22 protein-coding genes are annotated in these 26,041 nt (G+C 74.0%); 5 read left to right on the top strand and 17 right to left on the bottom strand.

From position 1 onward, the window contains the following. Window positions 1–8: 8 nt before the first annotated feature. The 6 genes from BMX65_RS08940 to BMX65_RS08915 all read right to left on the bottom strand — a co-directional run bounded on the left by BMX65_RS08940 (window position 9) and on the right by BMX65_RS08915 (window position 6,321). Entirely contained in the window at window positions 9–1,268 is a 1,260-nt protein-coding gene (locus BMX65_RS08940; RefSeq protein ID WP_143081827.1) for an FAD-dependent oxidoreductase, read from the bottom strand. Window positions 1,269–1,365: 97 nt separating this feature from the next. Beyond that, window positions 1,366–2,037 (bottom strand): hypothetical protein, encoded by a 672-nt coding sequence (locus tag BMX65_RS08935; protein ID WP_074999622.1) that lies wholly within the window; start codon window positions 2,035–2,037, stop codon window positions 1,366–1,368. A 370-nt stretch (window positions 2,038–2,407) separates the two neighbouring features. Continuing rightward, complete coding sequence (locus tag BMX65_RS08930; protein WP_143081826.1) at window positions 2,408–2,836, bottom strand: carboxymuconolactone decarboxylase family protein; 429 nt, start codon at window positions 2,834–2,836, stop codon at window positions 2,408–2,410. Beyond that, entirely contained in the window at window positions 2,829–4,202 is a 1,374-nt protein-coding gene (locus BMX65_RS08925; RefSeq protein ID WP_074999620.1) for a pyridoxal phosphate-dependent aminotransferase, read from the bottom strand. Before BMX65_RS08925 ends, BMX65_RS08930 begins: the two co-directional genes overlap by 8 nt. A 23-nt stretch (window positions 4,203–4,225) precedes the next feature. Beyond that, on the bottom strand, window positions 4,226–5,668 hold the full coding sequence (locus tag BMX65_RS08920; RefSeq protein ID WP_074999619.1) for an amidase family protein: 1,443 nt from the start codon (window positions 5,666–5,668) through the stop codon (window positions 4,226–4,228). Then, entirely contained in the window at window positions 5,665–6,321 is a 657-nt protein-coding gene (locus tag BMX65_RS08915; protein WP_074999618.1) for a tryptophan 2,3-dioxygenase family protein, read from the bottom strand. The genes BMX65_RS08920 and BMX65_RS08915 overlap by 4 nt, the downstream gene beginning before the upstream one ends. Before the next feature lie 661 nt (window positions 6,322–6,982). On the opposite strand from BMX65_RS08915, the gene BMX65_RS08910 reads away from it, so the two are divergent. Continuing rightward, complete coding sequence (locus BMX65_RS08910; RefSeq protein WP_074999617.1) at window positions 6,983–8,365, top strand: NsdA family TPR-like regulatory protein; 1,383 nt, start codon at window positions 6,983–6,985, stop codon at window positions 8,363–8,365. 40 nt (window positions 8,366–8,405) lie between these two features. Here the strand turns inward: BMX65_RS08910 and BMX65_RS08905 are convergent, their stop codons facing one another. Further along, window positions 8,406–9,437, bottom strand: coding sequence for a helix-turn-helix transcriptional regulator (locus tag BMX65_RS08905; RefSeq protein WP_239501895.1), 1,032 nt, complete (start codon window positions 9,435–9,437; stop codon window positions 8,406–8,408). Window positions 9,438–9,499: 62 nt separating this feature from the next. Here BMX65_RS08905 and BMX65_RS08900 point away from each other — a divergent pair, with 62 nt between their 5' ends. Further along, window positions 9,500–11,779 carry an ATP-binding cassette domain-containing protein gene (locus BMX65_RS08900; RefSeq protein WP_074999615.1) on the top strand — a complete coding sequence of 760 codons (2,280 nt, stop codon included), beginning with the start codon at window positions 9,500–9,502 and terminating at the stop codon, window positions 11,777–11,779. A 164-nt stretch (window positions 11,780–11,943) separates the two neighbouring features. On the opposite strand, the gene BMX65_RS08895 is transcribed toward BMX65_RS08900, so the two are convergent. The 3 genes from BMX65_RS08895 to BMX65_RS08885 form a co-directional block, all read right to left on the bottom strand. Then, a complete protein-coding gene (locus BMX65_RS08895; RefSeq protein ID WP_074999614.1) occupies window positions 11,944–14,355 on the bottom strand; it encodes an ATP-binding cassette domain-containing protein in 2,412 nt (803 codons plus the stop codon). A gap of 139 nt (window positions 14,356–14,494) precedes the next feature. Continuing rightward, window positions 14,495–14,905, bottom strand: coding sequence for a VOC family protein (locus BMX65_RS08890; RefSeq protein ID WP_074999816.1), 411 nt, complete (start codon window positions 14,903–14,905; stop codon window positions 14,495–14,497). Between the two features lie 10 nt (window positions 14,906–14,915). Continuing rightward, window positions 14,916–15,416 (bottom strand): helix-turn-helix transcriptional regulator, encoded by a 501-nt coding sequence (locus BMX65_RS08885; RefSeq protein ID WP_074999613.1) that lies wholly within the window; start codon window positions 15,414–15,416, stop codon window positions 14,916–14,918. Between the two features lie 132 nt (window positions 15,417–15,548). On the opposite strand from BMX65_RS08885, the gene BMX65_RS08880 reads away from it, so the two are divergent. Next, window positions 15,549–15,923 (top strand): hypothetical protein, encoded by a 375-nt coding sequence (locus BMX65_RS08880; protein WP_074999612.1) that lies wholly within the window; start codon window positions 15,549–15,551, stop codon window positions 15,921–15,923. Window positions 15,924–15,956: 33 nt separating this feature from the next. On the opposite strand, the gene BMX65_RS08875 is transcribed toward BMX65_RS08880, so the two are convergent. Both BMX65_RS08875 and BMX65_RS08870 read right to left on the bottom strand, forming a co-directional pair. Beyond that, on the bottom strand, window positions 15,957–16,772 hold the full coding sequence (locus BMX65_RS08875) for an SAM-dependent methyltransferase (RefSeq protein WP_074999611.1): 816 nt from the start codon (window positions 16,770–16,772) through the stop codon (window positions 15,957–15,959). Window positions 16,773–17,098: 326 nt separating this feature from the next. Beyond that, on the bottom strand, window positions 17,099–17,314 hold the full coding sequence (locus BMX65_RS08870) for an EF-hand domain-containing protein (protein ID WP_074999610.1): 216 nt from the start codon (window positions 17,312–17,314) through the stop codon (window positions 17,099–17,101). A gap of 215 nt (window positions 17,315–17,529) precedes the next feature. Here BMX65_RS08870 and BMX65_RS08865 point away from each other — a divergent pair, with 215 nt between their 5' ends. Continuing rightward, complete coding sequence (locus BMX65_RS08865; protein WP_074999609.1) at window positions 17,530–17,976, top strand: nitroreductase family deazaflavin-dependent oxidoreductase; 447 nt, start codon at window positions 17,530–17,532, stop codon at window positions 17,974–17,976. A 55-nt stretch (window positions 17,977–18,031) separates the two neighbouring features. After that, on the top strand, window positions 18,032–18,676 hold the full coding sequence (locus BMX65_RS08860) for an HD domain-containing protein (protein WP_074999608.1): 645 nt from the start codon (window positions 18,032–18,034) through the stop codon (window positions 18,674–18,676). Between the two features lie 27 nt (window positions 18,677–18,703). On the opposite strand, the gene BMX65_RS08855 is transcribed toward BMX65_RS08860, so the two are convergent. The 5 genes from BMX65_RS08855 to BMX65_RS08835 all read right to left on the bottom strand — a co-directional run bounded on the left by BMX65_RS08855 (window position 18,704) and on the right by BMX65_RS08835 (window position 25,860). Next, on the bottom strand, window positions 18,704–19,843 hold the full coding sequence (locus tag BMX65_RS08855; protein WP_074999607.1) for a pyridoxal-phosphate-dependent aminotransferase family protein: 1,140 nt from the start codon (window positions 19,841–19,843) through the stop codon (window positions 18,704–18,706). Between the two features lie 109 nt (window positions 19,844–19,952). Next, complete coding sequence (locus BMX65_RS08850; protein ID WP_239501896.1) at window positions 19,953–22,037, bottom strand: SpoIIE family protein phosphatase; 2,085 nt, start codon at window positions 22,035–22,037, stop codon at window positions 19,953–19,955. Window positions 22,038–22,137: 100 nt separating this feature from the next. Then, entirely contained in the window at window positions 22,138–23,325 is a 1,188-nt protein-coding gene (locus BMX65_RS08845; RefSeq protein WP_074999606.1) for an N-acetylglucosamine kinase, read from the bottom strand. Further along, window positions 23,316–24,581 (bottom strand): 6-phospho-beta-glucosidase, encoded by a 1,266-nt coding sequence (locus BMX65_RS08840; protein WP_074999605.1) that lies wholly within the window; start codon window positions 24,579–24,581, stop codon window positions 23,316–23,318. The genes BMX65_RS08845 and BMX65_RS08840 overlap by 10 nt, the downstream gene beginning before the upstream one ends. A gap of 97 nt (window positions 24,582–24,678) precedes the next feature. After that, complete coding sequence (locus tag BMX65_RS08835) at window positions 24,679–25,860, bottom strand: ROK family transcriptional regulator (protein WP_074999604.1); 1,182 nt, start codon at window positions 25,858–25,860, stop codon at window positions 24,679–24,681. Window positions 25,861–26,041 lie beyond the last annotated feature (181 nt).

Here is a 26,041-nt window from a genome sequence, read left to right as displayed (position 1 = left end):
GGTCTCCTTCATCGGGTGAGCTGTTCGAGGCGGAGGCTGTGCGGAGCGACCCGGCGGGCGACGTGTACCGCGGAGTCCACGGCGGTCTCCTGGCAGTCGACGTCCGCTGTCAGGTGGCCTGCGAAGTACAGGCCGTCCTGGCCCTGGATCCCGGCCAGATACCCGCGTGCCCGCTGCGCCTCGGGCGTGGGCAGGACGGAGCGGAAGGCGGAGCGGGCCAGCAGCCTCCGCGGCGGCCGGGCGCGATGGGTGAGCTGGCTGACGAACAGGTCCGTGCCGAGCGCCGGCCCGTACCAGGTGGTGCGCTCGGCGCGGTCCCCGTCGACGAGGATGCTGGTCGCCGCCCAGTGGCGGCGCTCCTCCGGCAGGTAGCAGGGGTCCAGGTGCACGCCGTACTCCGCCTCCTGGTACGTGTACGAGCCGAGGACGTCGCGAAGGAGTCCGCGGCCCGGGACGTCCCGCAGGGCCGCAGCGGCGGCATGGGCCGGCAGCGCGAGCACGAGGGCGTCCACCCGGTGGGTACGCTCCCTGCCGTCGGTCAGCAGATATCCGTCGCCGTCGCGCCGGACGCTGCGCAGCCCGCTCCCGGGCAGCAGTTCGGTGCGTTGCAGAGCGGCGGTCAGGCGCGAGGCGAGGCGCTGCATCCCGCCGTGCAGGAGCTGGCTCTCCGGAGTCGGTGAGCCCTCGGGAGCCGCCGTGAAGGCTGCTACGGCACGAGCGGACAGCCCCCGCGCCGCCGGAACGGGGCAACCCCACAGAGAGGCCGGAGGGGCGAGGACGACCCGCTCCACGACCTCCCGGTCGAGGGGCCACGGCTCGATCAGCTCCCCCAGCGGGATCTGCCAGTCGAGGTCCTGCTCCTCCCACTCCGCCGCGCCGGCCGCCAGCAGGTCTGCGGCTGCCCGCACCTGGTCCGCGGCCGGGCCCTGCGCACCGGAGGGCGTTCCGGTGCCGAGGCCCTGGGTGTGCAGCGGCTCGGGTCGTCCCGCGAGGCGGATGGACGTGGACACGGGCGCCGGTACCCACGCGTCCCGGCTGATCCCGAGAGCGTCGGCCAGGCGGCGGAACGTGACGAAGGACGGCAGGGACACCTCCTGCACACCCAGATCGACCGTGTGTTCCGTGCCGTCGGGGCCGGTCACGTTCATCGAGCGGAGGTTCCCGCCGAAGGCGTTCCGCGACTCGAGGAGCACGACGTCGTGTGTCCCCTCCAGCAGCCAGGCGGTGGTGAGCCCGGCCAGCCCTCCGCCTGCGATTCCGATGCGCATCAGGTCTCCGATACAGATGTCGGGGCCGGGGCGGCTCGGCCGGTACGGACAACGGGCCGCCCGCGGATCGTTGTCGGCGTTGCCGCCGGTGCCGGCGTCACGCCGCCGCCGCGGCACGCCAGAAGTCGCCGATCCCCTCCTCCACCAGGCGGGCGTGGAAGACGGCCTCCTCGGGGTCGTCCCCCCGCTCCAGACCGTCCTGCACGACGTCGAGCGCCAGCCGGCACAGCTCGTCGTCGGCGTCGTCCTCGTAGTAGGCCAGGAACTCCTCGGGCACCTTGGTGCCTTCCGCGCGCAGGTGCGCCACCAGCCGCGAGCAGCCCGAGAAATAGACCTGCATGTCTGCGTACATCGCCAGCGCACCGGCGGCTTGACCGCCGTGCAGCGCCGCGTACGACAGCGCACCGTCGAACGCGTAGGCGGCCCGTTCGGAGGGCCACCGCACCAACTGGTCGGGGGTCAGCGAGAACGCCCGGGCGCAGCTCTCCAACTTCGGCTCGGCGTCGTGGACGAGTCGTCCGAGCCGGAGGTAGAGGTCTGCTGCGGGGCGGTGCGGGAAGCGGGCGAGCATGGTCCCGTAGGCCGCCAGTTCGGCTGTATGGCACTGGGCCTCGGTTCCTATCAGGCGACGCAGGTGCTCATCGGTCAGCTCGCCGCGCTCGGCCGTCTCCAGAAGGGCGTTTCCCACCGGGGCCGTTCGCCTCAGTCGCCCGATCTCGTCGGCGAGATCCTGTGCGCTGCGGGCCGCTGTCGTGGTGTGCTGCGTCATGGATGCCTCCTGCGGTGTGTGCGGTGAGCGGGCGGAGTCCTCGGCGATCCGGACCCGGATGCCGGAGATCCCGGCGGTCGCGGGGGACGGCCGAGGTGGAGAGCGGCGTCTGCCGCGGGGGATGTCCTCTGTCTCCGACGGTAGGCGGCGTCCGTGGCCCTGCCGGAGGGAGCGGCGGTCGGGAGGCGTGCACGTGATGAACACCGGCCCGACTTGTCCGTCCGGGCCGTGCCGGGCGGAAGCGGTGGACGTGCAGCGGACCGGGACGTGGCGCTCCGGCCGAGCGGCCGCCGTCCAGCCGTCGGCGTCGCAGGGGTCGTGTGACCGCGGCGGGTCCTGGAGGAACAGGGACTTCCGGGTCCGGCTGTGCTCAGGGCTCCTCGGACGTCGTGTGACCGCGGGGGCCGGCTCCGCCGGCCGGCTCGCTCTCCCGCATGCTCTTGAGCGCCATGAGGGCGCCGATGACATGGGGGAATCCGCAGTACGGGATCGTCTGCAGGAACGCTTCGGATATCTCCTCGTCACTGAGCCCGATGTGCTGCGCGGAGTCGATGTTGGCAGCCACGGCCGCATCCGGAGAGCCCAGTGCCGTGAGAGCGCCGAGACGGACCAGAGCCCGTTCGCGCAACGAGAGGACGGACCGCGTCCAGACGTCGGCGAAGGCGATCCCGACGAGGAGCTCCTCGAAGTCGGGGGCGACCGCGCGCAGCTCGGCCACCATGCTCTCGCCCCGCTCGGGAGAGATGCGGCGCATCATCTCCCGGCCCCGTGCCATGCGGCGTGCGTGTTCGTCAGGCATGGCCGCCACCCCCGGTCCGGCCGGGGAACTCGGCGAGGCGCTTCTCGCCCGGCGCCCCGTGCCAGGTGAGGCCCGCTGTGCACAACCGGTCCAGGGCCTGGGTGAGGACCGGGAGCGGCGGTCCCGTGTAGAGGCGCACGTGTTCCTGGGCGTGGTCGGGGGTGCAACCGGGCGTCGTCATACGGCTCTCCCCCAGGAGCACCCCCGCCCGGGAGAGGCACAGGCGCCGGTAGCTTTCCTTCCCGGGGCCGGGGGTGTTCCGGTACCAGGGGGGAACCGCGAGCAGCAGGTAGGCCGCGCACTGCCCGGGGAAGAACCCGGATCCTGGGTATCCCAGGTCCCGGGTGAGACGGCGGGAGATCTCCGTCCGTTTGACGGCGCCGTCCGCGCGTTGCTGCGCCAGGTAGCGGCCGCTGGCCGGGTTGCGGAGCCAGTCGGCCATCGCGGCCTGCAGCGGCACGGCCGAGACGTAGGAGTACTGCGGCAGCGCATGAGCGAGAAGCCGCGTCAGCGTGCCGGGCGAGGCGGTGAGTGCACCGATACCCCAGCCGTTGCAGTGGAACTGTTTGCCCAGCGAGCGCACGGCCAGCCACCGGGGCCGCCGCGCGTGGGGTGTGCCGGCCAGTTCCTCCAGCAGGATGCGCAGCGCGTTGGTGGGGGTGACCTCCGGATCGTGCACGGCGTAGTAGGCGTCGTCGACGAGCAGGCACGCTCCCACCTCGAGCGCCGCCCGGACCATGGCGCGTACGGCGTGCGGTGACCAGTTGGCGCCGGTGGGGTTGTGCTGGGCGTTGACGACCAGCAGCAGCGGCCCGGAGGTGTCGCGGCGGGCCTCCCGGAGCAGCGCGGCGACCTCCTGGGGGTCGGGCTGGTAGTGCCGCTCGGGGACCAGCGCGAAGCTGCGGGTGCTCCAGCCCAGGGCGGTGAAGACCCCCGCGTAGTCCCAGCCCGGTGCCGAGGTGACGACGACGGCCTCGGCTTCCTCGCACGCCGCCTCTTCGCGCAGCAGCCGGCCGAAGTGGAACATGGCGTTGCGGGTGCTGTTCTGGGAGACGGCCACGTCGTAGTCGCTGCCCAGGGCCGCGACGCCCGCCAGATCATGATCGGCGGTGAGGTAGGTGCGCAGCACACGGCGGAGCGCGGGGAGACCGTAGGGGCTGAGCATGTAGCCGTGGCAGTGCCGGGGGAGGGGGGCGGCCAGCGTGTCGCGCAGGCCGGGCGCCGTGTGCCCCCAGGATTCCCCCAGGCTGAGGTAGAGCACGTCGGCCGGATCCCCGCCGGCGGCTTGGTGGTTCAGGAGCAGGGAGGCGTCCTCGTAGGGGTTGGGAAGACTGCTGTCTCCGATGATGTCCAACGGGTCCTGCATGACCGATCGTCCTTCCGGTCGTCTCAGGCGTGGTGTTCCGAGGAACGGTGGCCTCGCCGGGGGCCGGGGGCTCCGGCGCACCGCCAGAGCCGTTCGCAGGCGTGGGCAACCGCCAGCAGACGGCTGTCGGCTCCGGCGGGGAACTGCAGATCGATGCCGAAGGGGAGGCCGCTCTCGTCCGCTGCGGCGGGAAGGGTGAGCGCGGGCAGCCCCAGAACGCTGGAGATGTCGGCGTTGCGCACCAGCAGCGGGAAGGCCGCGGCCGGGCGCCCTCCGACCTCGACACGGTCGCCGCCCAGCAGCGTCGGGGCGGTCACCGGGGCCGTGGGCACGAGGAGACCGTCGACGTGGTGGTGTGCGACGAAGTCGTCCAGCAGCCGACCCAGGTGTGCTCGGTCCGCCAGGGCTGCCCGGTAGTCCTCCTCCGCCACCCGCTCCTCGCCCGGCGGCCGCAGCAGGCGCGCCACGTCCGGGCTCGCCACCTGCGCGGCGACATCGGCGAACCGTGCGGTGCCACCGTGCGCCGCGAGGTAGCGGTCGATGCCGTGCGGAGTCTCGTACCGGGCGATCGTCAGGCCGCACCGGGCCGCGGCGTCCTGGACGCCGCCGGGAGGATCCGCCTCGACGATCTCGACCCCGGCTCCTTCCAGGGCGGCCAGCCGCGTCTCGAACACCGCCCGGAGAGGCGGTGCGAGTCCCTGCCGGAACGGCCGATGAGGGGCGGCCAGCCGCAGGCCGCGCAACGGGTCGCCGTCTTCGTCCGGTGCCCTGCCGGACTGCGGGCGGAGGACGGCGTCCACGGCGCGGATGTCCGCGACGTCGCGGGCCAGCACGCCGACGGTGTCCCGTGTCCAGGACACGGGCACCATGCCCTGGCCGGAGCAGGCGCCCACCGTGGGCCGGAACCCCACTACCCCGCACAGCGCGGCCGGCACCCGCACCGAGCAGCCGGTCTCGGTCCCCAGCGCCGCTGTCACCACCCCTGCTGCCACCGCGGCCGCCGACCCCGAGCTGCTGCCGCCCGGGATGCGTTCGGGCCGCAACGGATGGCGTACCCGGCCGAAGGCGGGGTTGTCGCCGGTCACCCCGTAGGCCAGTTCGTGCATGTTGGCCTTGCCCAGGACGACCGCACCCGCACGGCGCAGCGTGCGCACCACCTCGGCGTCGCGCCGGGGGCGGTGCGTGCGCAGGGCCGGGGTCCCGGCGGTGGTGGCGAACCCCGCGGTGTCGATGTTGTCCTTCACGGCCAGCACCACGCCCCGCAACGGCAGGCTCCCGGCCGCCCCGCGGCGGTCCGCCCGTTCGGCCTCGGCGAGCGCGGAGCCGACGTCCACCTGGGTGAAGGCGCCCAGCCGCGCGGTGCGGGCGTGGGCAGCGGCACACCGTCGCACCTGCTCCACCGCGGTGGTGCGTCCCGCTGCCGCTGCGGCGGTCACCTGCGTCACCGACGGTCCGACCCCGCTCATGCGGATCGTGTCCGTTGCCCCGCGCGCCCTGCCGGGGCGGGCGACCGCCGGGCCGGGAGCAGCCGGGAGCGCAACCAGGCCACCCCGCTGGACCCGCCGGTGCCGGCGCGGTCGCCGAGCATGCGCTGCACCAGTGCGAGATGGGCAAGCTGCCAGCGGCGGACCTCCTCCTCCAGCTCTGCCGTCAGCGACGTGAGGGCGCCGCCACCGATGCCCGGCCGGTGGAGCTTCTGCCTCTCGCCGTCCGCCGCGAGCAGCGCGAAGACCTCGGCGAACTGCGCGGACCCACTGGCGCTGGCCGCCCCCAACTCCTCGCGGAAGGTCAGGAAGTGCTGACGCGGCAAATGCTCCAGAACCTCCACATGGCTCCTCTGGAGCCGGACCAGGCCGATGCAGCGACGCAGCCGCTGCTCGGCCTCCGGCCGACCGGAAGGAGTCCGGCACCCCTCCCGGAATGCTGTCCGCAGGTCGTGGACGAGCTGGGTGAGCAGCAGTTCGGCGGATTGGTGCACCACGATGAAGAACAGTTCGGAGGAGCGGACGGATTCCTGCCGTCCTGCGTAGCGCGGTTCCTGCAGACGCAGGAGATCAGGAATCCTCAGATAGCTTTCGTACGCGTTCCCGCTGCTGTTCTCGTTCTTGTGACAGGGCATTTCCCATTCCTCCGCCCGGTCTTGTGCGTGAGCGGTTCACCGGGATCCGGTTCGCATGTTCCGGATACGGATGGCCCGGTCGCCCTCCCACGGAATCGCGGTACGCGATCGGTCAGGAGGGCCTGCGGCGTTCCCGGGGGACCGCACGGTTTTCCATGAACGAGAGCGTATGCCGGTGCGCGGCAATGCGGATCCGTGGGCCCGGTGAACGGCGTGCACGTGTTGAACGCTCATCCAACGGGTGTTCATGCGGGTTCCGGTCTTCCGGGCACGGACATCCTCGGGGCGGGCTCGGAGGTCAGGCCGCCGGGCGTGCCCGTGGCGCGGGACAGACGCAGCGCACCCGGCGAAGGCCGGACCTTCTCCGGTACTCGCTTCCGTGGCACCGGAATTCAACGCATTCACGCTTCCGTCGCCCCGTCGGTGTTGGCTCCGCGGTTTCCGTGCCTTCCACTGGGGCGTGAACCGGCCGATCGCGGCCGAAGAATGCCCGGGGAAGCGTGAAACGTCATCCGGACGCACCCCGTTCGCCCGCCCCCGCCCACTGCCGAGCCCATGGCCGACCGGCGGGGACAGCACCTGAAGTGCCCCTGCCGGAGGGCCCTCTCATACAGAGGCGCCCCGCGGACGTGGCCTTCTCCCGGGCGCAAGTGGAGGAACCATGACCCGTCGTCGCACGCCCAACAGCCGACTGCCCGCCCTGCTGACCGAAGCGGGGTGGTCCCGGCACGCACTGGCCCAGGCGCTGAACGAACTGGGCCGAGCCCGCGGGGTGTCCCTGCGCTACGACAGGACATCGGTCTCGCACTGGGTCGCCGGCTCCAGGCCCCGGCAACCGGTGCCCGCGCTCGTCGCCCAAGCCCTCACGGCCCGGATCGGAAGGCCGGTCACCGAGGCCGAGACGGGGCTCGTCGCGGCGTGGTGCGCAACCGACTGGAACCTCTCCGGCGGCGCCTGGGGCCGTGACCCGGCACGGGACCCGGTACGCCGACTCGCGGCCCTGGCCCGTGCGGACGCGGACCCGCAGCAGCGTCAGGCGCTCTACGGACTGGTGTACGACCCCGCGCTGCCCTGCGGGCCGCACGGCGCCGTGCGGCGCCAGCAGGTGTCCCGGCGGGCCGCGGAGGAGCAGCCGGTCACCGCGGAAGCCGTCGGGGACATGGCCGCGGCCTTCCATCAGCAGTTGGAGCGGCACGGCGGCGGCCATGCCAGGACCGCGGTCGCCGCCTATCTCGCCGACGACGCGGCGACGGCACTGGCGCGCACCCGCGAGGAGACGTACGGCGGACTGCTCGCCGAGGTGGCCCGCACGGCCTATGTCTGCGCCCTGATGTGCGCGGACAGCAATCTGCACGGTCTGGCCCAGCGCTACCACCACTCCGCGCTGGAGCTCGCCGCGGCGGCCGACGATCCGGCCCTCGAAGCCACCGTGCTGCGCGCCCTGAGCAGCCAGGCGTCCCGGCTCGGCTGCCACCGGCAGGCGTTCGAACTGGCTGTCGCGGCCCATACGACGGCGCAGCGCTGCGCGTCGGGACCGGTGCGCGCCTCCGTGCTGGCCCGGCGGGCGGCGGCGAAGGCGGGCGTCGGGATCACCGACACGGCGCTGAGCGACCTGGCGTCCGCCGAGCGGGTGCTGGGCGACTCCGCGGACGAGTCCTTCCCCCGCCTGACGGCCTATTCCCCGGGCGCCATGCGGGACCAGGAGGGACAGATGCTCCGTGCGCTCGGCGACACCGGCGGCGCCATCAGGGCGTTCGAGGCGTCCACGGAGTACTGCACTCCGGCCGACCAGCGCCGAGCCCGGGTGCTGACCCGCGCCCGCCTGACCCAGGTCCGGCTGCGGGCCGGGCAGGTGGAGTCGGGGTGCCGGGATTACGCGCTCCTCCTCCAGGAGGCGCCCGGCCTCTCCTCCCCGCGTGCGTGTTCCGCGATCGACTCCCTGCGCGCGGAGTTGCGGTCCTTCCGGCGTCACCCGTCGGCACGGATGCTGATGGAACGCACCGTCGGCGTCCGGGAACCGGCCCGCCGGCCTGCGCGGTCGTGAGGAGCCGGCCCGGGGGTCCGCACCGGCCCGGGGATCCGCACTACCCGTCCGGGTCCGCGGTCCCCGTGCCGGGGGCGCCGCCGGGCCCGTGCTGCTCCGGGCCGTCGGGGGGCGGCCCGGGTGCGGCGCGGCCGAGGCGGGCGGCGAAGTTCCGCAGCGCGGTGCGGAAGTCCTCGGGCTCCTCGACGGTGAAGCCGGCGTCGAGGAAGCCGAGTCCGGGCAACAGCCACTGCCAGGAGTCGAGGGCGAGTTCGGCGCGGGTGGCACCCCCGGCGAGCGCGCTGAGCACGACGTCCTGGCGGTGGAACGCGTCGGCCACCGCCGGTACCGGAGCGTCGACGGTCAGCACCACCCGCCGCCGGTGCCGGTTGATGCCCGCACGGAGCCGGTCGATGCCGGTCCCGGCCGGCAGCGGGCGGGGAGAGAAGGTGCGGCCGGTCACCCGGAGTCCGGCGAGCCGGTCGAGCCGGAAGACCCGCCAGTCCCGCTTGTCGACGTCCCACCCCAGCAGATACCAGCGCTGGTGCAGGTGGAGGTGGCGGTGCGGCTCGACCAGCCGCGTGGTGGCCTCGCCGGCCGCACCCACGTAGCCGAAGGTGACGGTGTGCTCCTGCGCGATCGCCTCGGCCAGCCTGCTCACGGTCTCCGCGCTGGTGCTCGGCGCGGGGGTGGGCGCGGTCTCCAGGCTCGCGCGCAGCGCCGCCGCACGGGGGCGCAGCCGCTTGGGCAGGTACTGGTCCACCTTTCCGTAGGCGCGGACCGCGGCTTCGTCGATGCTGCCCTCGCTCGCGCTGCCGGTCGAGCCGAGGGCCGCCAGGCCCAGCAGGGTGGCGACGGCCTCGTCGTCGTCGAGCACCAGCGGAGGCATGGCCCGCCCCGCCGCCAGCCGGTAGTGGCCACCCGGGCCCGGCCGGGTCTCGACCGGGTACCCGTAGCCGCGGAGGCGGCCGATGTCGCGCCGCAGGGTGCGCGGGGGGACATCCAGCCGCGCCGCGAGTTCCGCACCGCTGAAGCTCCTGCCCGACTGCAGTACCGCGAGCAAGGCGAGGACCCGTTGCATGACGTCGGCCACGGCGGCAGTCTCGCAGAATTCGCGGCCGGATTCCGGCCGCATCCCGTCCTAGGGTCCCGAGCATGACGCAGCACGCCATCCGGATCCGCGGAGCCCGTACCCACAACCTGCAGCACCTCGACATCGACGTGCCCCGCGGGCAGCTCGTGGTCTTCGCGGGAGTGTCGGGTTCGGGCAAGTCGTCGCTGGTCTTCGACACCCTCGCGGCCGAGGCCGGATACCAGCTCAACGAGACCTACCCGCCCTACACCCGCAACCGCCTGCCGAAGTGGCACCGGCCCGAGGTCGCGCACATCGACGGGTTGTCGCCCGTCGTGGTGATCGACCAGCGCCGGCTGGGCGGGAACGCCCGCTCCACGGTCGGCACGGTCACCGACGTCTGGACCTTTCTGCGCCTGCTGTTCTCCCGGGCGAGCACGCCGCACGTCGGCGAGTCCTCCGTCTTCTCCTTCAACGACCCGGCCGGGATGTGCCCCACCTGCTCCGGCCTCGGGGACGTCGTGGCCAGCGCCGTCGACCGGTTCGTGGACCCGGACCGGTCGCTGCGCGAGGGGGCGGTGCTGCTGCCCGGATCCGCACCGGACGGATACTGGTACTCCCACTTCGCCGACATCGGGGTGTTCCCCCTCGACACGCCGCTGCGCCACTGGGACCGGGAGGCGCGGGACGCGCTGCTGTACGGCACGGAGGCCGCGGGCTCGCCCGCCGACCGGCTGCCCGAGGGGTACGAGGGCGTCGTCCAGCGCTTCGAGCGGATCCATCTGCGCGGCTCCGAGGAGATGTCCGAGCGCAAGAAGCAGACGATCGCCCGGTTCACCCGCTCCGAGGTGTGCCCGGACTGCCGCGGGGACCGGCTGGCCGAGGCGAGCCGGTCGGCCACGGTGCTCGGCCGCACCATCGGGGAGATGGCCCGGACGGAGGTCGCCGAACTCGCCGAGCTGATGGCGGAGGTGACCGAGCCGGGCGTGGCACCGGTCGTGTCCGCCCTCACCGAGCGGCTCCGGGCGATGACCGCCATCGGGCTCGGCTACCTGCACCTCGGCCGCGGCACCGCGACGCTCTCCGGGGGCGAGGCACAGCGGATCAAGACCCTCAGGCACCTGGGCAGCAGCCTCACCGAGATGATCTACGTCTTCGACGAGCCCACCGTCGGGCTGCACCCCCACGACGTCTCCGCGATGACCGGGTTGCTCGGGCGGCTGCGGGACAAGGGCAACTGCGTCCTGGTCGTCGAGCACGACCCCGCGGTCATGGCCGTCGCCGACCAGATCGTCGAGATCGGCCCGGGCGCGGGGGAGCAGGGCGGCGCACTCGTCCACCAAGGCAGCTTCGAGGAACTGCGCCGGGCCGGTACCGCCACGGCGGCCGCACTGGCGCGGCGCCGGCCCGTCAAGGACGCGCCGCGGACACCACGCGGTCACCTCACCGTGGCCGACGCCTCGCGCAACAATCTGCGCCATGTGACCGCGGACATCCCCACCGGCGTGCTCACCGTGCTCACCGGCGTGGCGGGTTCGGGGAAGACCAGCTTCGCCGCGGAGCTCGCCGCCCAGCACGACGCCGTCGTGATCGACCAGCGGCCGGTCGTCGGCAACCGGCGCTCCACGCCCCTCACCTACACCGGGATCGCCGCCGCCGTCCGCACGCTCTTCGCCCGCCGCAACCGGGTCGACGCAGCGCTGTTCAGCTCCAACTCCCGGGGCGGCTGCCCGGGCTGCAACGGTCTGGGGACCGTCTCCGGCGACCTCGCTTTCCTGGAGGACCAGGAGACGGTCTGCGAGACCTGCGCGGGGCGCCGGTTCACGCCCGAGGCGCTGGCATACACGGTCGGCGGGCTGACCATCGCCGACATCGCCGACCTCACCGTCCACGAGGCCGTCGAACGGCTCCCGGACCGTGCGATCGTCCGCGCCCTGCGCCACCTCGACGACGTCGGGCTGGGGTATCTGCGGCTCGGCCAGCCGCTGACGACCCTCTCGGGCGGCGAGTGCCAGCGGGTGAAGATCGCCAAGGAGCTCCGGGACGCCGCCGGTCCGGCCCTCTATGTCCTCGACGAGCCCACCACCGGGCTGCACCTGGAGGACATCGACACCCTGCTGGCCCTCCTCGACGGCCTGGTGGACCGGGGGCACACCGTCGTACTGATCGAGCACAACCTCGATGTCGTCCGGCGGGCCGACTGGCTGATCGACCTCGGTCCCGGCCCGGGGCGGCACGGCGGGCAGCTCCTCTACCAGGGCCCGGTCGCCGGGATCACCGGCACCGCCACCGCCGAGGCGCTGCGCGAGGACGGCCGTACCGCCGCGCCCTCGTCCGGCGGAACCGGACCGGCGGCCGGCTGACGGGCGCGCAGCCGTACCGCGGCCGCGCCGTCCGGTGTGCACCGGCGGGCCCCACCGCCCGGCACCGCCGCTGCGCGTGTCCCGGCGCGGGGAACCGCTCGGATTCCCGGCGCCGGGACACGGCCGGGCGGGTGGTGGCGGTCCGCCCTCCGGGTGCGCTCTGCTCAGGCGCCGACGTAGTCCGCCAGGTGCTCACCGGTGAGCGTGGAGCGCCCGGCGACGAGGTCGGCCGGTGTGCCTTCGAAGACGATCCGGCCGCCGTCGTGACCGGCCCCCGGACCCAGGTCGACGATCCAGTCGGCGTGCGCCATCACCGCCTGGTGGTGCTCGACGACGACGACCGAGGTGCCGGAGTCCACGAGCCGGTCGAGCAGGCCCAGCAACTGCTGGACATCGGCGGGGTGCAGCCCGGCGGTCGGCTCGTCCAGGACGTAGACGCCGTCCTTGCCGGCCATCCGGGTCGCCAGTTTCAGCCGCTGCAGCTCGCCGCCGGACAGCGTGGTCAGCGGCTGGCCCAGCCGGAGATAGCCGAGTCCGACGTCGGCGAGGCGCTCCAGGATGCGGTGTGCGGCCGGGGTACGTGCCTCCCCGGCTCCGAAGAACTCGGCGGCCTCGGCCACCGGCATCGCCAGCACCTCGCTGATGTCGCGGCCGCCGAGCCGGTGCTCCAGCACTTCCGGCTGGAACCGCTTCCCGCCGCACTCCTCGCAGGTCGTGGCGGTACCGGCCATCATCGCCAGGTCCGTGTAGACGACCCCGATCCCCTTGCAGTCGGGGCAGGCGCCCGTGGAGTTGGCGCTGAAGAGGGCCGGTTTGACGCCGTTGGCCTTGGCGAACGCCTTGCGGACCGGGTCCAGCAGTCCGCTGAAGGTCGCCGGGTTGCTCCGCCGCGACCCGCGGACCGCGCCCTGGTCGACGGCGACCACATCCGTTCCGGCTGCGGCTGCCTGCCGGGGCAGTGCGCCGTGGACGAGGGAACTCTTGCCGGACCCGGCGACGCCGGTGATCACGGTCAGTACCCCGAGCGGGATGTCGACGTCGATGTCCCGCAGGTTGTGCGTGTCCGCGCCGCGGATCTCCAGCGCGCCGGCCGGGCTGCGCAGGGTCTCCTTGAGGCGTGCGCGGTCGTCCAGGTGGCGCCCGGTGAGCGTGCCGCCCGCGCGCAGCCCCTCGACGGTGCCCTCGAAGCAGACGGTGCCTCCGGCGGTGCCGGCGCCCGGGCCGAGGTCGACGACGTGGTCGGCGATCGCGATCGTCTGCGGCTCGTGCTCCACGACGAGCACGGTGTTGCCCTTGTCCCGCAGCCGCAGCAGCAGGCCGTTCATCCGCCCGATGTCGTGGGGGTGCAGGCCGGCCGTGGGCTCGTCGAAGATGTACGTGGCGTCGGTGAGCGAGGAGCCGAGCTGGCGGACCATCTTGACGCGCTGCGCCTCGCCGCCCGACAGGGTGCCCGAGGGCCGGTCGAGCGAGAGGTAGCCGAGGCCGATCTCGACGAACGAGTCGAGCGTCCTGCCCAGCGTGCCCAGCAGCGGCGCCACCGACGGTTCGGTCACCTCGCGGACCCAGGCGGCCAGGTCGCTGATCTGCATCGCGCAGGCGTCGGCGATGCTGATTCCGCCGATCCGCGACGAGCGGGCCGCCTCGGACAGCCGGGTGCCGTCGCACTCCGGACAGGTGGTGAAGGTGACCGCCCGGTCCACGAACTCCCGGATGTGCGGCTGCAGGGACTCCTTGTCCTTGGCCAGGAAGGATTTCCGGATCTTGGGGATCAGCCCCTCGTAGGTGAGGTTCACCCCCTCGACCTTCACCTTGGTCGGCTCCCGGTGGAGGAAGTCCCGCATCTCCTGCTCGGTGTAGTCGCGGATCGGCTTGTCCGGGTCGAGGAGGCCCGACTCGGCGTAGACCCGCACGGTCCAGAAGCTGTCCGACTTCCAGCCGGGAATGGTGAACGCGCCCTCGGCCAGGGACTTGGAGTCGTCGTACAACTGGGTGAGGTCGATGTCGGAGACCGCACCGCGCCCCTCGCAGCGGGTGCACATGCCGCCGGTGCGGGAGAAGGACTGCTTGACCGTCCTGTTCCGGCCGGGGCCGCGCTCGACGGTGAGCGCGCCGCTGGCCCGGACGGAGGGGACGTTGAAGGCGAAGGCGTTGGGGGAGCCGATGTGCGGCTGTCCGAGCCTGCTGAAGAGGATGCGCAGCATCGCGTTGGCGTCGGTGGCGGTGCCGACCGTGGAGCGGGGGTCGGCGCCCATCCGCTGCTGGTCGACGATGATCGCGGTGGTCAGCCCGTCGAGGACGTCCACCTCGGGCCGCGCCTGGTTCGGCATGAAGCCCTGCACGAAGGCGCTGTAGGTCTCGTTGATCAGCCGTTGCGACTCCGCCGCGATGGTGTGGAACACCAAAGAGCTCTTGCCCGAGCCGGAGACGCCGGTGAACACCGTCAGCCGCCGTTTCGGCAGTTCGATGCTGACGTCCCGGAGGTTGTTCTCGCGCGCCCCGTGCACGCGGATCAGGTCGTGGCTGTCGGCGACGTGCCGCGCGGGCGACTGCCTGCCGGCTTCACCGGTCCCGCTCATCCTGTCTCCCGTTCTTCGCGCGGTGCCGTGCGGCCCGCGGTTTCCTCGCCCGGTGCGGTCGGACCGGCGCGGTGACTCCGGGCCGGTCCGGTGTCACCGCCGCGCGCCGGCCGGGTGCCGCCCGCGGCCGGCGTGAGTCTCAGCGCACTTCCCGGATGCGGATCTGGTTGCCCGCCGGGTCGCGGAAGGCGCAGTCGCGGACGCCGTAGGGCTGCTCGGTCGGCTCCTGGACGACCTCGGCGTCGCCTTCCTGCAGCTTCTGGAAGGTGCTGTCCAGGTCCCGGGTGGCCAGCAGGATCCAGCCGTAGGTGCCCTTGGCCATCATCTCGGTGATCGTCCGGCGTTCGTCGTCGGTGATCCCGGGGTCGGCGGCCGGGGGCGCCAGCAGGATGGAGGTACCCGGCTGGTCGGCGGGGCCGACGGTGATCCAGCGCATGGCTCCGGAGCCCACGTCGGTGCGGACCTCGAAGCCGAGGGTGTCGCGGTAGAACGCCAGGGAGGCGTCCGGATCGTCGTGCGGGAGAACGGTGGTGTGAATGCTGATGTCCATGGGGCTCACGCTAGCCGCGGCCCGTCGGCGGTGCTTCTCGATTCCTGACCGGTTGGTTCCCGGCCGGCCGGTTCTGGGCCGGAGGGCCTTCCGGCCGGTTCCTGACCGGCCTGGTCACCTGCTTGGCGACGCACGGCGGCAGTCCCGCCGGATCGTCTGCCGTGCGCCGGCGGTAGGTGCTGGGCGGCATGCCGACCAGTTCGGTGAAGCGGGTGCTGAAGGTGCCCAGCGACGAGCAGCCGACGGCGAAGCAGACCTCGGTCACGCTGAGGTCCCCGCGCCGCAGCAGAGCCATCGCGCGTTCGATGCGCCGTGTCATCAGGTAGGAGTACGGGGACTCGCCGTAGGCATGCCGGAACTGCCGGCTGAGGTGCCCGGCCGACATGTTCACGCCACGAGCGAGGGCCTCGACGTCCAGCGGCTGCGCGTACTCCCGGTCGATCCGGTCGCGCACGCGGCGCAGCCGCGCCAGGTCGCGTAGCTGCTGCGCCGAGGTCGGTCTGTTCGCCACACGGGTGATGGTACGCGCGGGGCTGCCGCAGCCCGGTGCGCCGGACGGCGCCGGTGGCCGCGGGCGGCAGCGGAACCGCGGGACGTCCGGCCTGTCGCGGACGTGCTGCGCGGCCCTATAGCATCACCAGCCATGCCGAACGCTGACGAGCTGCTCGTCGACATCGCCGCCACGGTGGAGTCGGAGCAGACCAACCAGATGTCCCTCACCGTCGTGGTCCACGGAGCCGTCATCACCGGGCGGCTGGCCCCCGAGTCGGTGTGGAGGCAGCGCGTGGCCGAGGTCCTGCGGGACTCCGACCGGCTCGGCCCCTTCGCGGGCTCCTTCGTCCCGGTCCTGGAGGACGCCGCGGCCGCCGGGGCCGAGGCGCCCTCCTACCTGCACTTCCATGTCGCCCGGATCCTGCAGGGCTCGGTGGGCATTCCCGAGACGGGCGGGATGTACCGGATCGCCATCCGGGACGTGAGTGCCTGGACGGTGGGGGAGCTGCGGTACTCCGACCAGTGAGCGGAGCGCCCGGCGGAGAGGTCCGCGGGGGCGTCAGCGCGGCTTGCGGGCCAGGGCGCCGTACATGGCGATGTCCTCGTCCCTGACCTGCTCGTCCCCCGCGTCGGGCCGCCACTTGTGGACCTGCACCAGTCCGGGGTCCACGAGGTCCAGCCCGGCGAAGAAGGCGGCCGCCTCCTCGTGCGTGCGCAGCGCCATCGGCATCCCCTCCGACGCGTACTGCTCCGCGACCCTGCCCACCTCCTGCGGCGCGAAGTCCGCGGTGCCGATGGTCGCGGCCAGGTAGCTGCCGGGCGGCAGCGGGTCCAGCAGCCTGCGCAGCAGCCCGTGGTCGTCGTCGGAGGGGTGGATGAAGTGCAGCATCCCGATGACCAGCAGGGCGATCGGCTCGCCGAGGTCCAGCGTCGCGCGGAACTCCGGCGAGCCGAGGATGGCGTCCGGGTCCCGCATGTCCGCGTGGACGTAGGTGGTGCGGCCCTGCGGGGTACTGGCGAGCAGCGCCTGCGCGTAGTTCAGCACGATCGGGTCGTTGTCGACGTAGACGACCCGGGCGCCCGGCTCGACCGCCTGGACGACCTCGTGGAGGTTGGGCGAGGTGGGCAGGCCGGTGCCGATGTCCAGGAACTGCCGGATCCCGCACTCGCGCGCCAGGTAGCGGCTCGCCCGGAGCATGAACGCCCGGTTGGCCCGCATGTGCACCGGCAGTGCGGGCCAGACCTCGATCATGGCGTCACCGGCGGCCACGTCCGCCTCGTAGTGGTTCTTGCCGCCCAGAATGTAGTCGTAGACCCGTGCCGAATGTGCCGTACCCGTGTTGAGCGGCCGCTGTCCGTCCCCGATTTCCGTCATTGGTGCGCCCCAGACATTCCGCCCCGGTGGTCTGCCGGGGCAACGATCTCGTGGGTGACACTCTACGACCGTCCACCGGGCGCCCGGTGCGCCGAGGTCGGCTCCGGGCGCCCGGCCCCGGCCGCCAACCGCCCTGCGCGCAGGGCGGGTTGCCGCGGAGCGCGGGTGGGGTCCGGGCCGGGCGGGCGGCGTGCCGTCCGCGCCCGGTACCGGTGCCCGCGCCCGAGAGCGTGTTTCCGGCCTGCCGGCGGGACGACGGAGGCGGCCGCCCGTCCGGGCGGCCGCCTGGTGCGCGCGAGGCGGAGCCCCGCGGGGACGACCCGCTGTCAGAGGTCCTTGGCCTTGTCGAAGAACTCCTCGAAGGTCAGGACGCCGTCGCCGTTGGCGTCCCGGGAGTTCACGATGGCCTCCGCGAGGCCCACGGTGTAGTGCAGGTCCCCTAGTTCCACCATGGCCTGCTGGAACTCGACCGGCGTGACGTACCCGTCGCCGTTCCGGTCGAACTTGTCAAAGGTCTTGCGTGCGTCCTCTATACCGGCCACGAGAGCCTCTACCTCCGGGTGAATGTGCCGACCACGTGCCCGTCGGCACGTGTCCCGCCACGCTATCCCCGCCGTGCGCACGCGCCTCGGCCGCCCCTGCTCGGCACCCGGGTACGTGTACGTCCCCGCTGCCCGTGGTAAGCCGAGAAGGCCGCGGCCGACGGCCGGCGGTTCCGGGACGGACCCGGACGGTGCGACGAAAGGGCGGACACACCATGCCTGTCGAGGGCGAGTACGCGCCGAGCCCCGAGCAGTGGGTGCGCGACCAGGTCGACCTGTACGAGCGCTCCGGCGGCCGGGAGGGCACCACGATGCGGGGCATGCCCGTCATCGTCCTGACCACCAGGGGGGCGAAGAGCGGCAAGGTCCGCAAGACGCCGCTGATGCGGGTGGAGCACGACGGGCGGTACGCGGCGGTGGCGTCGCTGGGCGGGGCGCCCTCGCACCCGGTCTGGTACCGCAACGTGCTCGCCGACCCCCGGGTCGTGCTCCAGGACGGACCGGTGCGGCAGGACATGACGGCCCGTGAGGTCGTCGGCGAGGAGAAGGCCGTGTGGTGGGCGCGTGCCGTGGAGGCGTACCCCGACTACGCCGACTACCAGCGCAGGACCGACCGGGAGATCCCGGTCCTCGTCCTGGAACCCGCCCCCGAAGGGCACTGACCCCCGCCGCACACCCGGCGGACGACGCGGGGGCGGAGAAGGAGACCAGGAAGCCATGGGCGAACAGCACAGTCCGGCAGGCGTGCGCGTGCCGGACTCCCGACTGGCCGCGGAGGCCACCGAACTGGTGCGCGACACCAGCAGCGACCTGATCTACGACCACTCGCGGCGGGTGTACTTCTTCGGCAGCCTCCTGGGAGGCACCCGCGGGATCGGCCACGACGCGGAACTGCTCTACATCGCGGCGCTCTTCCACGACATCGGTCTCGGCGCGCCCTTCCACGGCAGCGGACGGCGCTTCGAGGTGGACGGCGCCGAGGAGGCCCGCCGCTTCCTGACGGCCCGCCAGGTCCCCGAGGACCGCATCCGGCGGGTGTGGACGGCCGTCGCCCTGCACACGACGCCCGGCATCCCGGAGTTCATGGAGCCCGAGGTGGCACTGGTGGCCGCCGGGGCGGAGTACGACGTGCTCGGCTCCGGGTACGGCGAGATCTCCGCCGCGGACCGCGAGGCCGTGGTCGCCGCACACCCGCGCCCGGCCTTCGAACAGGGCATCCTGCGGGCGTTCGCGGACGGTGTGCAGCCCAAACCGGAGACGACGTTCGGCACCGTGACGGCGGACGTCCTCGCCCACTACGACCCGCACTTCCGGCGCGGTGACTTCGTCCGCGCCGTCCTGGAGTCGCCCTGGCCGGAGTGAGCACGCATGTGCCGCCCCCGGCGCGGGTCACGCCCGCAGTGCGCTCTCCCACGCCGCACCGGCCGCCTCGCGCGCCCGGTCCCCGGCGCTCGCGGCGCCGGGCACACCGAGTGCGGCCAAGCCGTCGGCCAGCGCGCCCAGCGAGTCCAGCACGACCGCGCGGTCGGCCGACCGCCCGTAGTGGTTGACGCGCAGCACCTCGGCGGCCAGGGCGCCGCCCGCGGCCTGCAGCGGGACCCCCGGGGCCGCGGTGAGCGCCGCGGCGACCACCGCGCGTGCGTCCAGGTCGTCCGCCGGGACGCGGAGCGTCGTGGCGGCCGGGGCCGCGTCCTGGTCCCGCGTCACATAGGCGTCCAGCGCGGGCAGTTCCCGTACACCGGCGCGCGTCGCGGCCGACGCCGCCCGGTGCCGGGCGATCGAGGAGTCCAGGCCCTCCGCGAGCACCCGGTCGACGGCCGCTTCCAGGGCCAGCATCTCCAACTGCGCAGGGGCGTGCGGCAATGCCTTCCGCCCGCCGTCCAGCCACCGCTCCTTCCAGTCCAGCAGCGACAGACAGGAACGGCGGGGTGCGCTCTCGTTCGCGGCGATCCGGTCCCACGCGCGGGCGCTCACCGACACGGCTGACACCCCGGCCGGACCGGCCAGCGCCTTCTGACCGCCGATGACGCACAGGTCCACGCCCCAGGCGTCGGGCAGCAGCGGCTCGGCCCCCACCGAGGCGACCGCGTCCAGCATCAGCAGCGCCCCGTGCTCGCGCACGACGGCGCCGATCTCGGCGACCGGGTTGGTGTTGCCGGTCGCCGCCTCCGCGTGGACCAGGCTCACCAGGCCGGTCTCCGGGTGCGCGCGCAGCGCCCGGGCCACCTCGTCCGCGTCGACGGCGCCGGTGAACGGCGCGGTCAGCGTGACGACCTCCGCGCCGCACGACCGCAGCCAGCCGCCGAACGTCTCGCCGTAGGGTCCGGTGACCACGTTCAGCGCCGTGCTGCCGCGCGGCGCCGCCGCCCGGATGCACGCCTCCAGCGGCAACAGCGCCTCGCCCTGCATCGCCACGACGTCGCACCGGGTCCGCAGCAACGAGGCCACCTTGTCCTCGACGGCGGCGAAGTGCTCCGCGCTCAGCGGCGGCAGATCCAGCAGGGACGGGTGCTCGGTGTTCGCGGTCACGGTCGCCTTCCAGCCATGACGGGCCGCATCCGGTCACGGCCCTGCTCCCGCCCGAGCCTACGTCCGTCGCGCGCCGGACCCCCTTCCGGCCCCGGTGCCCGCCGCCGCGCTACTCCGTCGGGCTGACGAGGAGCAGCGCCACGTCGTCGTGGTTCTCGGGGTTGCGCAGCGCCTCGAGGAGGAGGTCGCAGGTCTGCTCCAGGGAGTCGCCGGAGCCGGCGACCGGGCGCAGCAGACCCAGCAGCACCTCCAGCCGGTCCTCGATGTCGTCGCGCCGCGTCTCGATCAGGCCGTCGGTGTAGAGCACGAGCAGGTCGCCCGGGTGCAGGTCGACGGAGACCGTGCTGTGGGTGCCGCCGCCGACGCCCAGCGGGGTGCCGGGCGACACCTCCACCAGCCGCGGCTCGCCCCGCGCGGGGACCAGAACGGGCGGCAGATGTCCCGCGGAGGCGATCCGGCAGCGGTTCTCGCGCGGATCGTAGACGGCGTAGAGACAGGTGGCGAAGTACGGATCGAGGCCGGTGGTGATCTGGTCGAGGTGGTGCAGCACCTCGGTCGGCTGCAGCGCCAGCCGGGCGAGGGTCTGGGTCGCGGTGCGCAGCCGGCCCATGGTGGCGGCCGCGTTGATCCCGCTGCCCATCACATCGCCGACCACCAGTGCGGTGCGGTCCTCCACCAGTTCGAGGACGTCGAACCAGTCGCCCCCGATCTCGCTGTGCGCTCCGGCCGGCTGGTACCGGGAGGCGATCCGCAGCCGGGTGGAGGCGGTGGCGGGCGTCGGCAGCAGGCTGCGCTGCAGCATCAGGGCGATACTGCGCTGCTGCCGGTAGAGGCGGGCGTTGTCGATGCAGACGGCGGCGCGCCCGGCCAGTTCGCAGGCCAGGATCGTGTCGTCGTGGTCGAAGGGCTTCGGGTTGCGGGTGCGCTTGAGATCGAGCGCCCCCAGCACCTCGCCGCGGGCGATCAGCGGAACCGCGAGATAGGAGTGGACACCTGCCTTGGCGAGGAGTCCGGCGGCGTGCTCGTCGCGGGCGATCCTGCCCAGGTCCTCGTCCTGGACGGCCGGTACGGCGACCGGCTGTCCCGTGGCGACGCAGCGGGTCACGAGCCGCTCGGCGCCGTACCGGGCCACCTGTCCGGTCGGGTCGGCCGCCTCGACCGCGACGGTGGGGTAGCCGGCGACCAGCGCGAGGGCGCGGAAGGTGGCGGTCCCCTCCGCGGAGATGCCCGCGGGCCGGTCCCGCACGGCCGCGTCCAGCACGTCGACGGCGGCGATGTCGGCCAGCTCGGGGACGGTGATCTCGGCGAGTTCGCGCGCCGTCTGCTCCAGGTCGAGCGTGGTACCGATCCGTACGGACGCCTCGGCCAGGTGCGAGAGGCGCTCCCGGGCCAGCTCGGCCTGGAGTGCGGCCTGGTGCCGGGCGGTGATGTCGGTGACGGAGATGGAGAGGCCCAGCGGGTGCCCGCCGGAGTCGTCGAGCCGGTAGACGGAGACGGACCAGGCGTGGCCGCGTCCTCCCGGGGTCTCGCTGCCCAGCACCTCCCGGTCGATGACCGGCTCGCCCGTCTCCAGGACCCGGCGCAGCACCGGGTCCGCTTCCCGCGCGTGGGTCGGGGGCAGGACGTCGCGCACCGTCCTGCCCAGATGCCCCTCCTCGTCGACCCCGTCGAGGCGGGTGAGGGCGGGGTTGACCGAGACATAGCGCAGATCGGTGTCCATGACCGCGATGCCCATCGGGGACTGCCGGATGAGCAGCGTGGAGAAGGCCAGATCGCGCTCCACCTCGCGGAGCGCGGCGCGGTCCGTGACCAGCGCCAGCGCGTAGCGGGCGCCCTGGTCGTCGTGGAGCCGCATGTTGCGGAACTCCAGCTGGCGGGTGTGGCCGTCCTTGCAGACGACGGGGAAGACGCCCGCCCAGCTCTTGCCCTCCCGGATCACCTCGTCGAAGAGCCGGAGGACGAGTGCGGTGTTCTGCTCCGGCACCAGCAGCGGAGCCGCGTGCCGCCCCAGGGCCTCCGCCGCCGAGTACCCGAACAACTGCTCGGCCTGCGGGCTCCACAGGACGATGCGCCCCTGCTCGTCCAGCAGCACGGCGCCGACCGCCAGCACATCCAGGAGCCCACCGGGCGGGGAGAGGCTGACCCCCGGCACCCCGCCGGTGTCACCCTCGGGCGGCTCCTCGCGGTTCGTCACGACGCCGGCTACCTCCCTGGACGGGGCCGTACTCTCCTATCCTCCCTCCTGGGCCGCTGTCGTGCTCCCCGGCGGGGCGGGGTTCCACCCCCGGGCGCGGTCAGCCGGGGGCCGCGCCGGTGCCCGGCGCCGATGCGCCGTCCGCGGGGCGCGGAGGCTCGAAGTGCCGGCGCGCGCGCTCGTGCGCCGCGACCGGTGCGCCGAGCGCGTCCAGGCCGAGCAGAGCCGCCCCGAGCACCGGGCGGGCCCGCACGACGCGGGGGACGGCACGCGGGGCGCGCTCCGCCAGCAGCCGGGTGACCCGGTCGTCCAGGAGGGCGTGGCCCGCGGCGAGGACGCCCCCGCCGAGCAGCACCGGGACCTCCTCCGCCAGCAGATCCAGCTCGCGCAGGGCCACCACCGCCATCGTGACCACCTCATCGGCCATTCGTGCGACCAGCCCGTCCGCGACGGCGTCCCCCCGGCCGGCCGCCGCGAAGAGCACCGGCACCAGCTCCAGCCGCCGTTCCCAGGCGATGTGCCCCAGATGCACCGCCTCGATCAGCGCGTACACCGACTCCAGCCCGAAGTGCGCGGGCAGGGTCGTACGCAGCAGGGTGGGCCCGCCCCGGCCGTCCTCGGCGCGCGCCGCGTGCCACAGCGCCTCCTCGGCCAGTCCTCCGCCGCCGCCCCAGTCCCCGGAGAGCCGTCCGAGGGCGGGGAAGCGCGCGGTGCGCCCGTCGGACCGGACGCCGACGCAGTTGATCCCGGCGCCGCACACGACGGCCACCCCGCGGGGTGCCGCCTCGCCGCCCGGCGCGGCGACTCCGGCGCGCAGCACGGCGAACGTGTCGTTGTGCACGGCCACCCGCCGCCCCCAGCCGCGTGCGGTGAGCGCCGCGGCCAGGGCCTCCTCCTCGACGGGCAGGTCGGCGTTGGCCAGGCAGGCCGTCACCTGACGCACGGGAGCGGCCGCGCCGCCGCCCGGCCCGGCCGCGGCACGCGCCCGGTCGACCGCCTCGGCGAGGACGTCCACGGCGGCGTCGACCCCCACGGCGGGCGGACGGAAGCCGCCGCCGCGCGCGGTGCCCAGCACGCGGCCGTCGGCATCGAGCAGCGCCACGTCGGTCTTGCTGTTGCCCGCGTCGAGGGCGAGGAGGGCGGGGGAGGAGCGCCCGGCGCCCGGTGCGCGGTCCGGGGACCCGGCCGTGCCCGCGGCGGCGGACGCCGCGGGACGCGGTCCGGCAGCAGGCGCCGTGGGACGCGGTCCGGCGGCGGGCGCCGCGGAGCGGGGTCGGCTCAGGCCCACGCGAGGTGCTCCTTGTTGTGCGCGAGGAGCTGGTCGGTCAACTGCTCGGCCCGGTCGAACTGGCCGACGAGGGGGTGCGCGAGCAGAGCGGCGAGGACCCGGTCGCGGCCGCCGTGCAGCGCGGCGCGCAGGGCCAGTTCCTCGTACGCGGCCGTGTGCGAGACGAGCCCGGCGAACCGCGGGTCGAGCGCGGGTACCGGCAGGGGGTGGGCGCCCTCCCGGTCGATCCGGGCCTGGGTCTCGATCACCGCGTCGTCCGGCAGGAAGGGCAGCGTTCCCCGGTTGAGCGTGTTGACCGCCTGGTAGGTGCTGCCGCCTGCGCACAGCAGGGAGGCGGCCAGATCGACGGCCGCCTCCGAGTAGTAGGCACCGCCGCGGCGGGCCAGCAGCGCGGGCTTGGTGTCCAGGGCCGGGTCGGCGTACATCTCCAGCAGCTCCCGCTCCAGCGCGGCCACTTCCGCGGCCCGGGTGGGCCCTTCCCGCTGGCTGCGCACCACCTCGTCGTGTGCGTAGTAGTAGCGCAGGTAGTAGGACGGCACGGCGCCCAGGTGCTCGACCAGCGCGCGGGGCAGCCGCACGTCCTCGGCGACGGCCGCGCCGTGCTCGGCCAGCAGGCGGGGCAGCACGTCGGTGCCGTCCGGGCCGCCGAGGCGGACGCCCAGCTCCCAGGTGAGGTGGTTGAGCCCGACGTGCTCCAGGTGCACCTGGGAGGGAGCGGTCTCCAGCAGCCGCGCGAACGTGCGCTGGAAGCCGATGGCCACGTTGCACAGCCCGACGGCCTTGTGCCCGGCGCCGAGCAGCGCGCGGGTGACGATGCCGACGGGGTTGGTGAAGTCGATGATCCAGGTGTCCGGGTTGCTGCGCCGCACCCGGTCGGCGATGTCCAGCACGACCGGCACGGTACGCAGTGCCTTGGCCAGTCCTCCGGCGCCGGTGGTCTCCTGACCGACGCAGCCGCACTCCAGCGGCCAGGTCTCGTCCTGCTCCCTGGCCGCCTGGCCGCCCACCCGCAGTTGGAGCAGCACGGCGTCCGCGCCGTCCACACCGGCGTCCAGGTCGTCCGTGGTGGTGACGGTGCCGGGGTGGCCCTGCCGCGCGAAGATGCGCCGGGCCAGGCCGCCGACCCGGGCCAGCCGGTCGGCCGCCGGGTCGATCAGGGCCAGCTCGTCGAGGGGCAGTATCTCGCGTAGCTGTGCGAAGCCGTCGACGAGTTCGGGCGTGTAGGTCGAGCCTCCGCCGACCACGGCCAGTTTCATGTCTCTCCGTCCTGTGCTCCGGTGCGGGTGACGCCTCGGGAAAGGTCTGTGCGAAGACGGCGGGCGGCGGAGCCGTGCGGAGGGCGCCGCCGCGAGCTCAGCCGGTGTCGAACACCTCGTCACGAGCCCGCGCCAGGGCGGACAGCAGTGCCCCGCCCAGGATCGGGTCGTCCTGCAGTTCGCTCAGCCGCAGCAGCGGGCGGGGCAGCGCGAGCCCGGTCAGTTCGCGCTCCACCAGCGCGCGCAGCTCCTCCCCTCCGGCGCGCGGCACCGCGCCGGACAGCACGACCAGAGGCGGGTCGAGGACCGCGACCAGAGCGGCGATTCCGTCGGCCAGCCTGCGCCCGGTCTCGGCCCGTACCCGCGGGTCGGCCAGCGCTTCGGCCGGCGGTGCGCCGCCCGCGAGGCGGCGCACCGCCGGCACCGAGACCAGGCTCTGGAACCCTCCTCCGGCGTCGGCCCCCGCGTACGCGCCCGGACCGCCCCGGGCGAGCGGGGCACCGGGCAGCGGCATGTAGCCGACCTCGCCCGCCCCGCCGGTCGCCCCGCGCAGCAGGGCGCCGTTGACGAAGACGGCGGCGCCGATGCCGTCGTCGACCCACATCAGGACGAAGTCGTCATGGCCCCGGGCCGCGCCCGTGTGCCGTTCCGCCACCGCCGCGAGGTTCACGTCGTTCTCGACGGCCACCGGGGCGCCCAGCGCCTCGGCGAGCTCGGTGTGCAGGGTGCGGGAGTGCCGGCCGGGCAGGTGCGGCGCGTAGCGCAGTTCGCCCGAGCGCGGGTCGAGCGCGCCGGGCGTCCCGACGACGGTGGTGTGCGGGCGGGACCGCTCCGCGCCGGCCTCCCGCAGTGCGCGGCCGGCGGCTTCCCCGACCAGTCGCGCGGTCCGGTCCGCGGTTCCCCCGGCCGCCGGGTCCGCCGCCACCCGGGCCCGGCCGAGGACGGTGCCCGCGATGTCGGCGACCACCGCGGAGACGCCCCGGGGGTCCACGGAGAGCGCGGCGACCCGGGCGGCCGTCGGGTCGATCTCGTACAGCAGCGCGTCGGGACCGGGCCTGCCACGCTCCTTGCTGCGGGTGCGCACCAGGCCCGTCTCCGCCAGCCGGGCCAGGAGCTGGGAGGCGGTCGGTTTGGACAGGCCCGTCAGTTCGCTGATCCGGGTGCGGGTGAGCGGGCCGTGCGCCACGAGCAGGTCGAGGGCGGCGCGGTCGTTCATGGCGCGCAGCACGCGCGGGGTGCCCGGGGTCCCGGTACCGCTCGGGACGGTCGGTGCGGCCATGGCGGTGCCCTGTCTGCTCGGGCCGTCCGGCGCACGGCCGCGCGGACGGCAGCTCCGTCAGGAAGGTTTCCTGTCGGTTCCGGAATCTAGAACCCCCGCAGCCGGCGGTCAATGGGCCGGTCACGACAGCCGTCCGCCGTTCCGGGAGAGCCGTGAGCCGAGCCCGCCGGGGCGTGCGCGC

It is taken from the genome of Streptomyces qinglanensis, assembly GCF_900111245.1.
Taxonomy (GTDB): Bacteria; Actinomycetota; Actinomycetes; order Streptomycetales; family Streptomycetaceae; genus Streptomyces; species Streptomyces qinglanensis.
This window is presented reverse-complemented; position numbering and strand designations above follow the sequence as displayed.

What these genes read in the sequence shown, in the direction of transcription:
- BMX65_RS08915 (WP_074999618.1), bottom strand. Translation starts at nt 6,321, where the DNA reads ATGCCCTGTCACAAGAACGAGAACAGCAGCGGGAACGCGTACGAAAGC.
- BMX65_RS08860 (WP_074999608.1), top strand. Translation starts at nt 18,032, where the DNA reads ATGGGCGAACAGCACAGTCCGGCAGGCGTGCGCGTGCCGGACTCCCGA.
- BMX65_RS08835 (WP_074999604.1), bottom strand. Translation starts at nt 25,860, where the DNA reads ATGGCCGCACCGACCGTCCCGAGCGGTACCGGGACCCCGGGCACCCCG.
- BMX65_RS08895 (WP_074999614.1), bottom strand. Translation starts at nt 14,355, where the DNA reads ATGAGCGGGACCGGTGAAGCCGGCAGGCAGTCGCCCGCGCGGCACGTC.
- BMX65_RS08920 (WP_074999619.1), bottom strand. Translation starts at nt 5,668, where the DNA reads ATGAGCGGGGTCGGACCGTCGGTGACGCAGGTGACCGCCGCAGCGGCA.
- BMX65_RS08925 (WP_074999620.1), bottom strand. Translation starts at nt 4,202, where the DNA reads ATGCAGGACCCGTTGGACATCATCGGAGACAGCAGTCTTCCCAACCCC.
- BMX65_RS08840 (WP_074999605.1), bottom strand. Translation starts at nt 24,581, where the DNA reads ATGAAACTGGCCGTGGTCGGCGGAGGCTCGACCTACACGCCCGAACTC.
- BMX65_RS08940 (WP_143081827.1), bottom strand. Translation starts at nt 1,268, where the DNA reads ATGCGCATCGGAATCGCAGGCGGAGGGCTGGCCGGGCTCACCACCGCC.
- BMX65_RS08935 (WP_074999622.1), bottom strand. Translation starts at nt 2,037, where the DNA reads ATGACGCAGCACACCACGACAGCGGCCCGCAGCGCACAGGATCTCGCC.
- BMX65_RS08930 (WP_143081826.1), bottom strand. Translation starts at nt 2,836, where the DNA reads ATGCCTGACGAACACGCACGCCGCATGGCACGGGGCCGGGAGATGATG.
- BMX65_RS08875 (WP_074999611.1), bottom strand. Translation starts at nt 16,772, where the DNA reads ATGACGGAAATCGGGGACGGACAGCGGCCGCTCAACACGGGTACGGCA.
- BMX65_RS08910 (WP_074999617.1), top strand. Translation starts at nt 6,983, where the DNA reads ATGACCCGTCGTCGCACGCCCAACAGCCGACTGCCCGCCCTGCTGACC.
- BMX65_RS08890 (WP_074999816.1), bottom strand. Translation starts at nt 14,905, where the DNA reads ATGGACATCAGCATTCACACCACCGTTCTCCCGCACGACGATCCGGAC.
- BMX65_RS08865 (WP_074999609.1), top strand. Translation starts at nt 17,530, where the DNA reads ATGCCTGTCGAGGGCGAGTACGCGCCGAGCCCCGAGCAGTGGGTGCGC.
- BMX65_RS08880 (WP_074999612.1), top strand. Translation starts at nt 15,549, where the DNA reads ATGCCGAACGCTGACGAGCTGCTCGTCGACATCGCCGCCACGGTGGAG.
- BMX65_RS08900 (WP_074999615.1), top strand. Translation starts at nt 9,500, where the DNA reads ATGACGCAGCACGCCATCCGGATCCGCGGAGCCCGTACCCACAACCTG.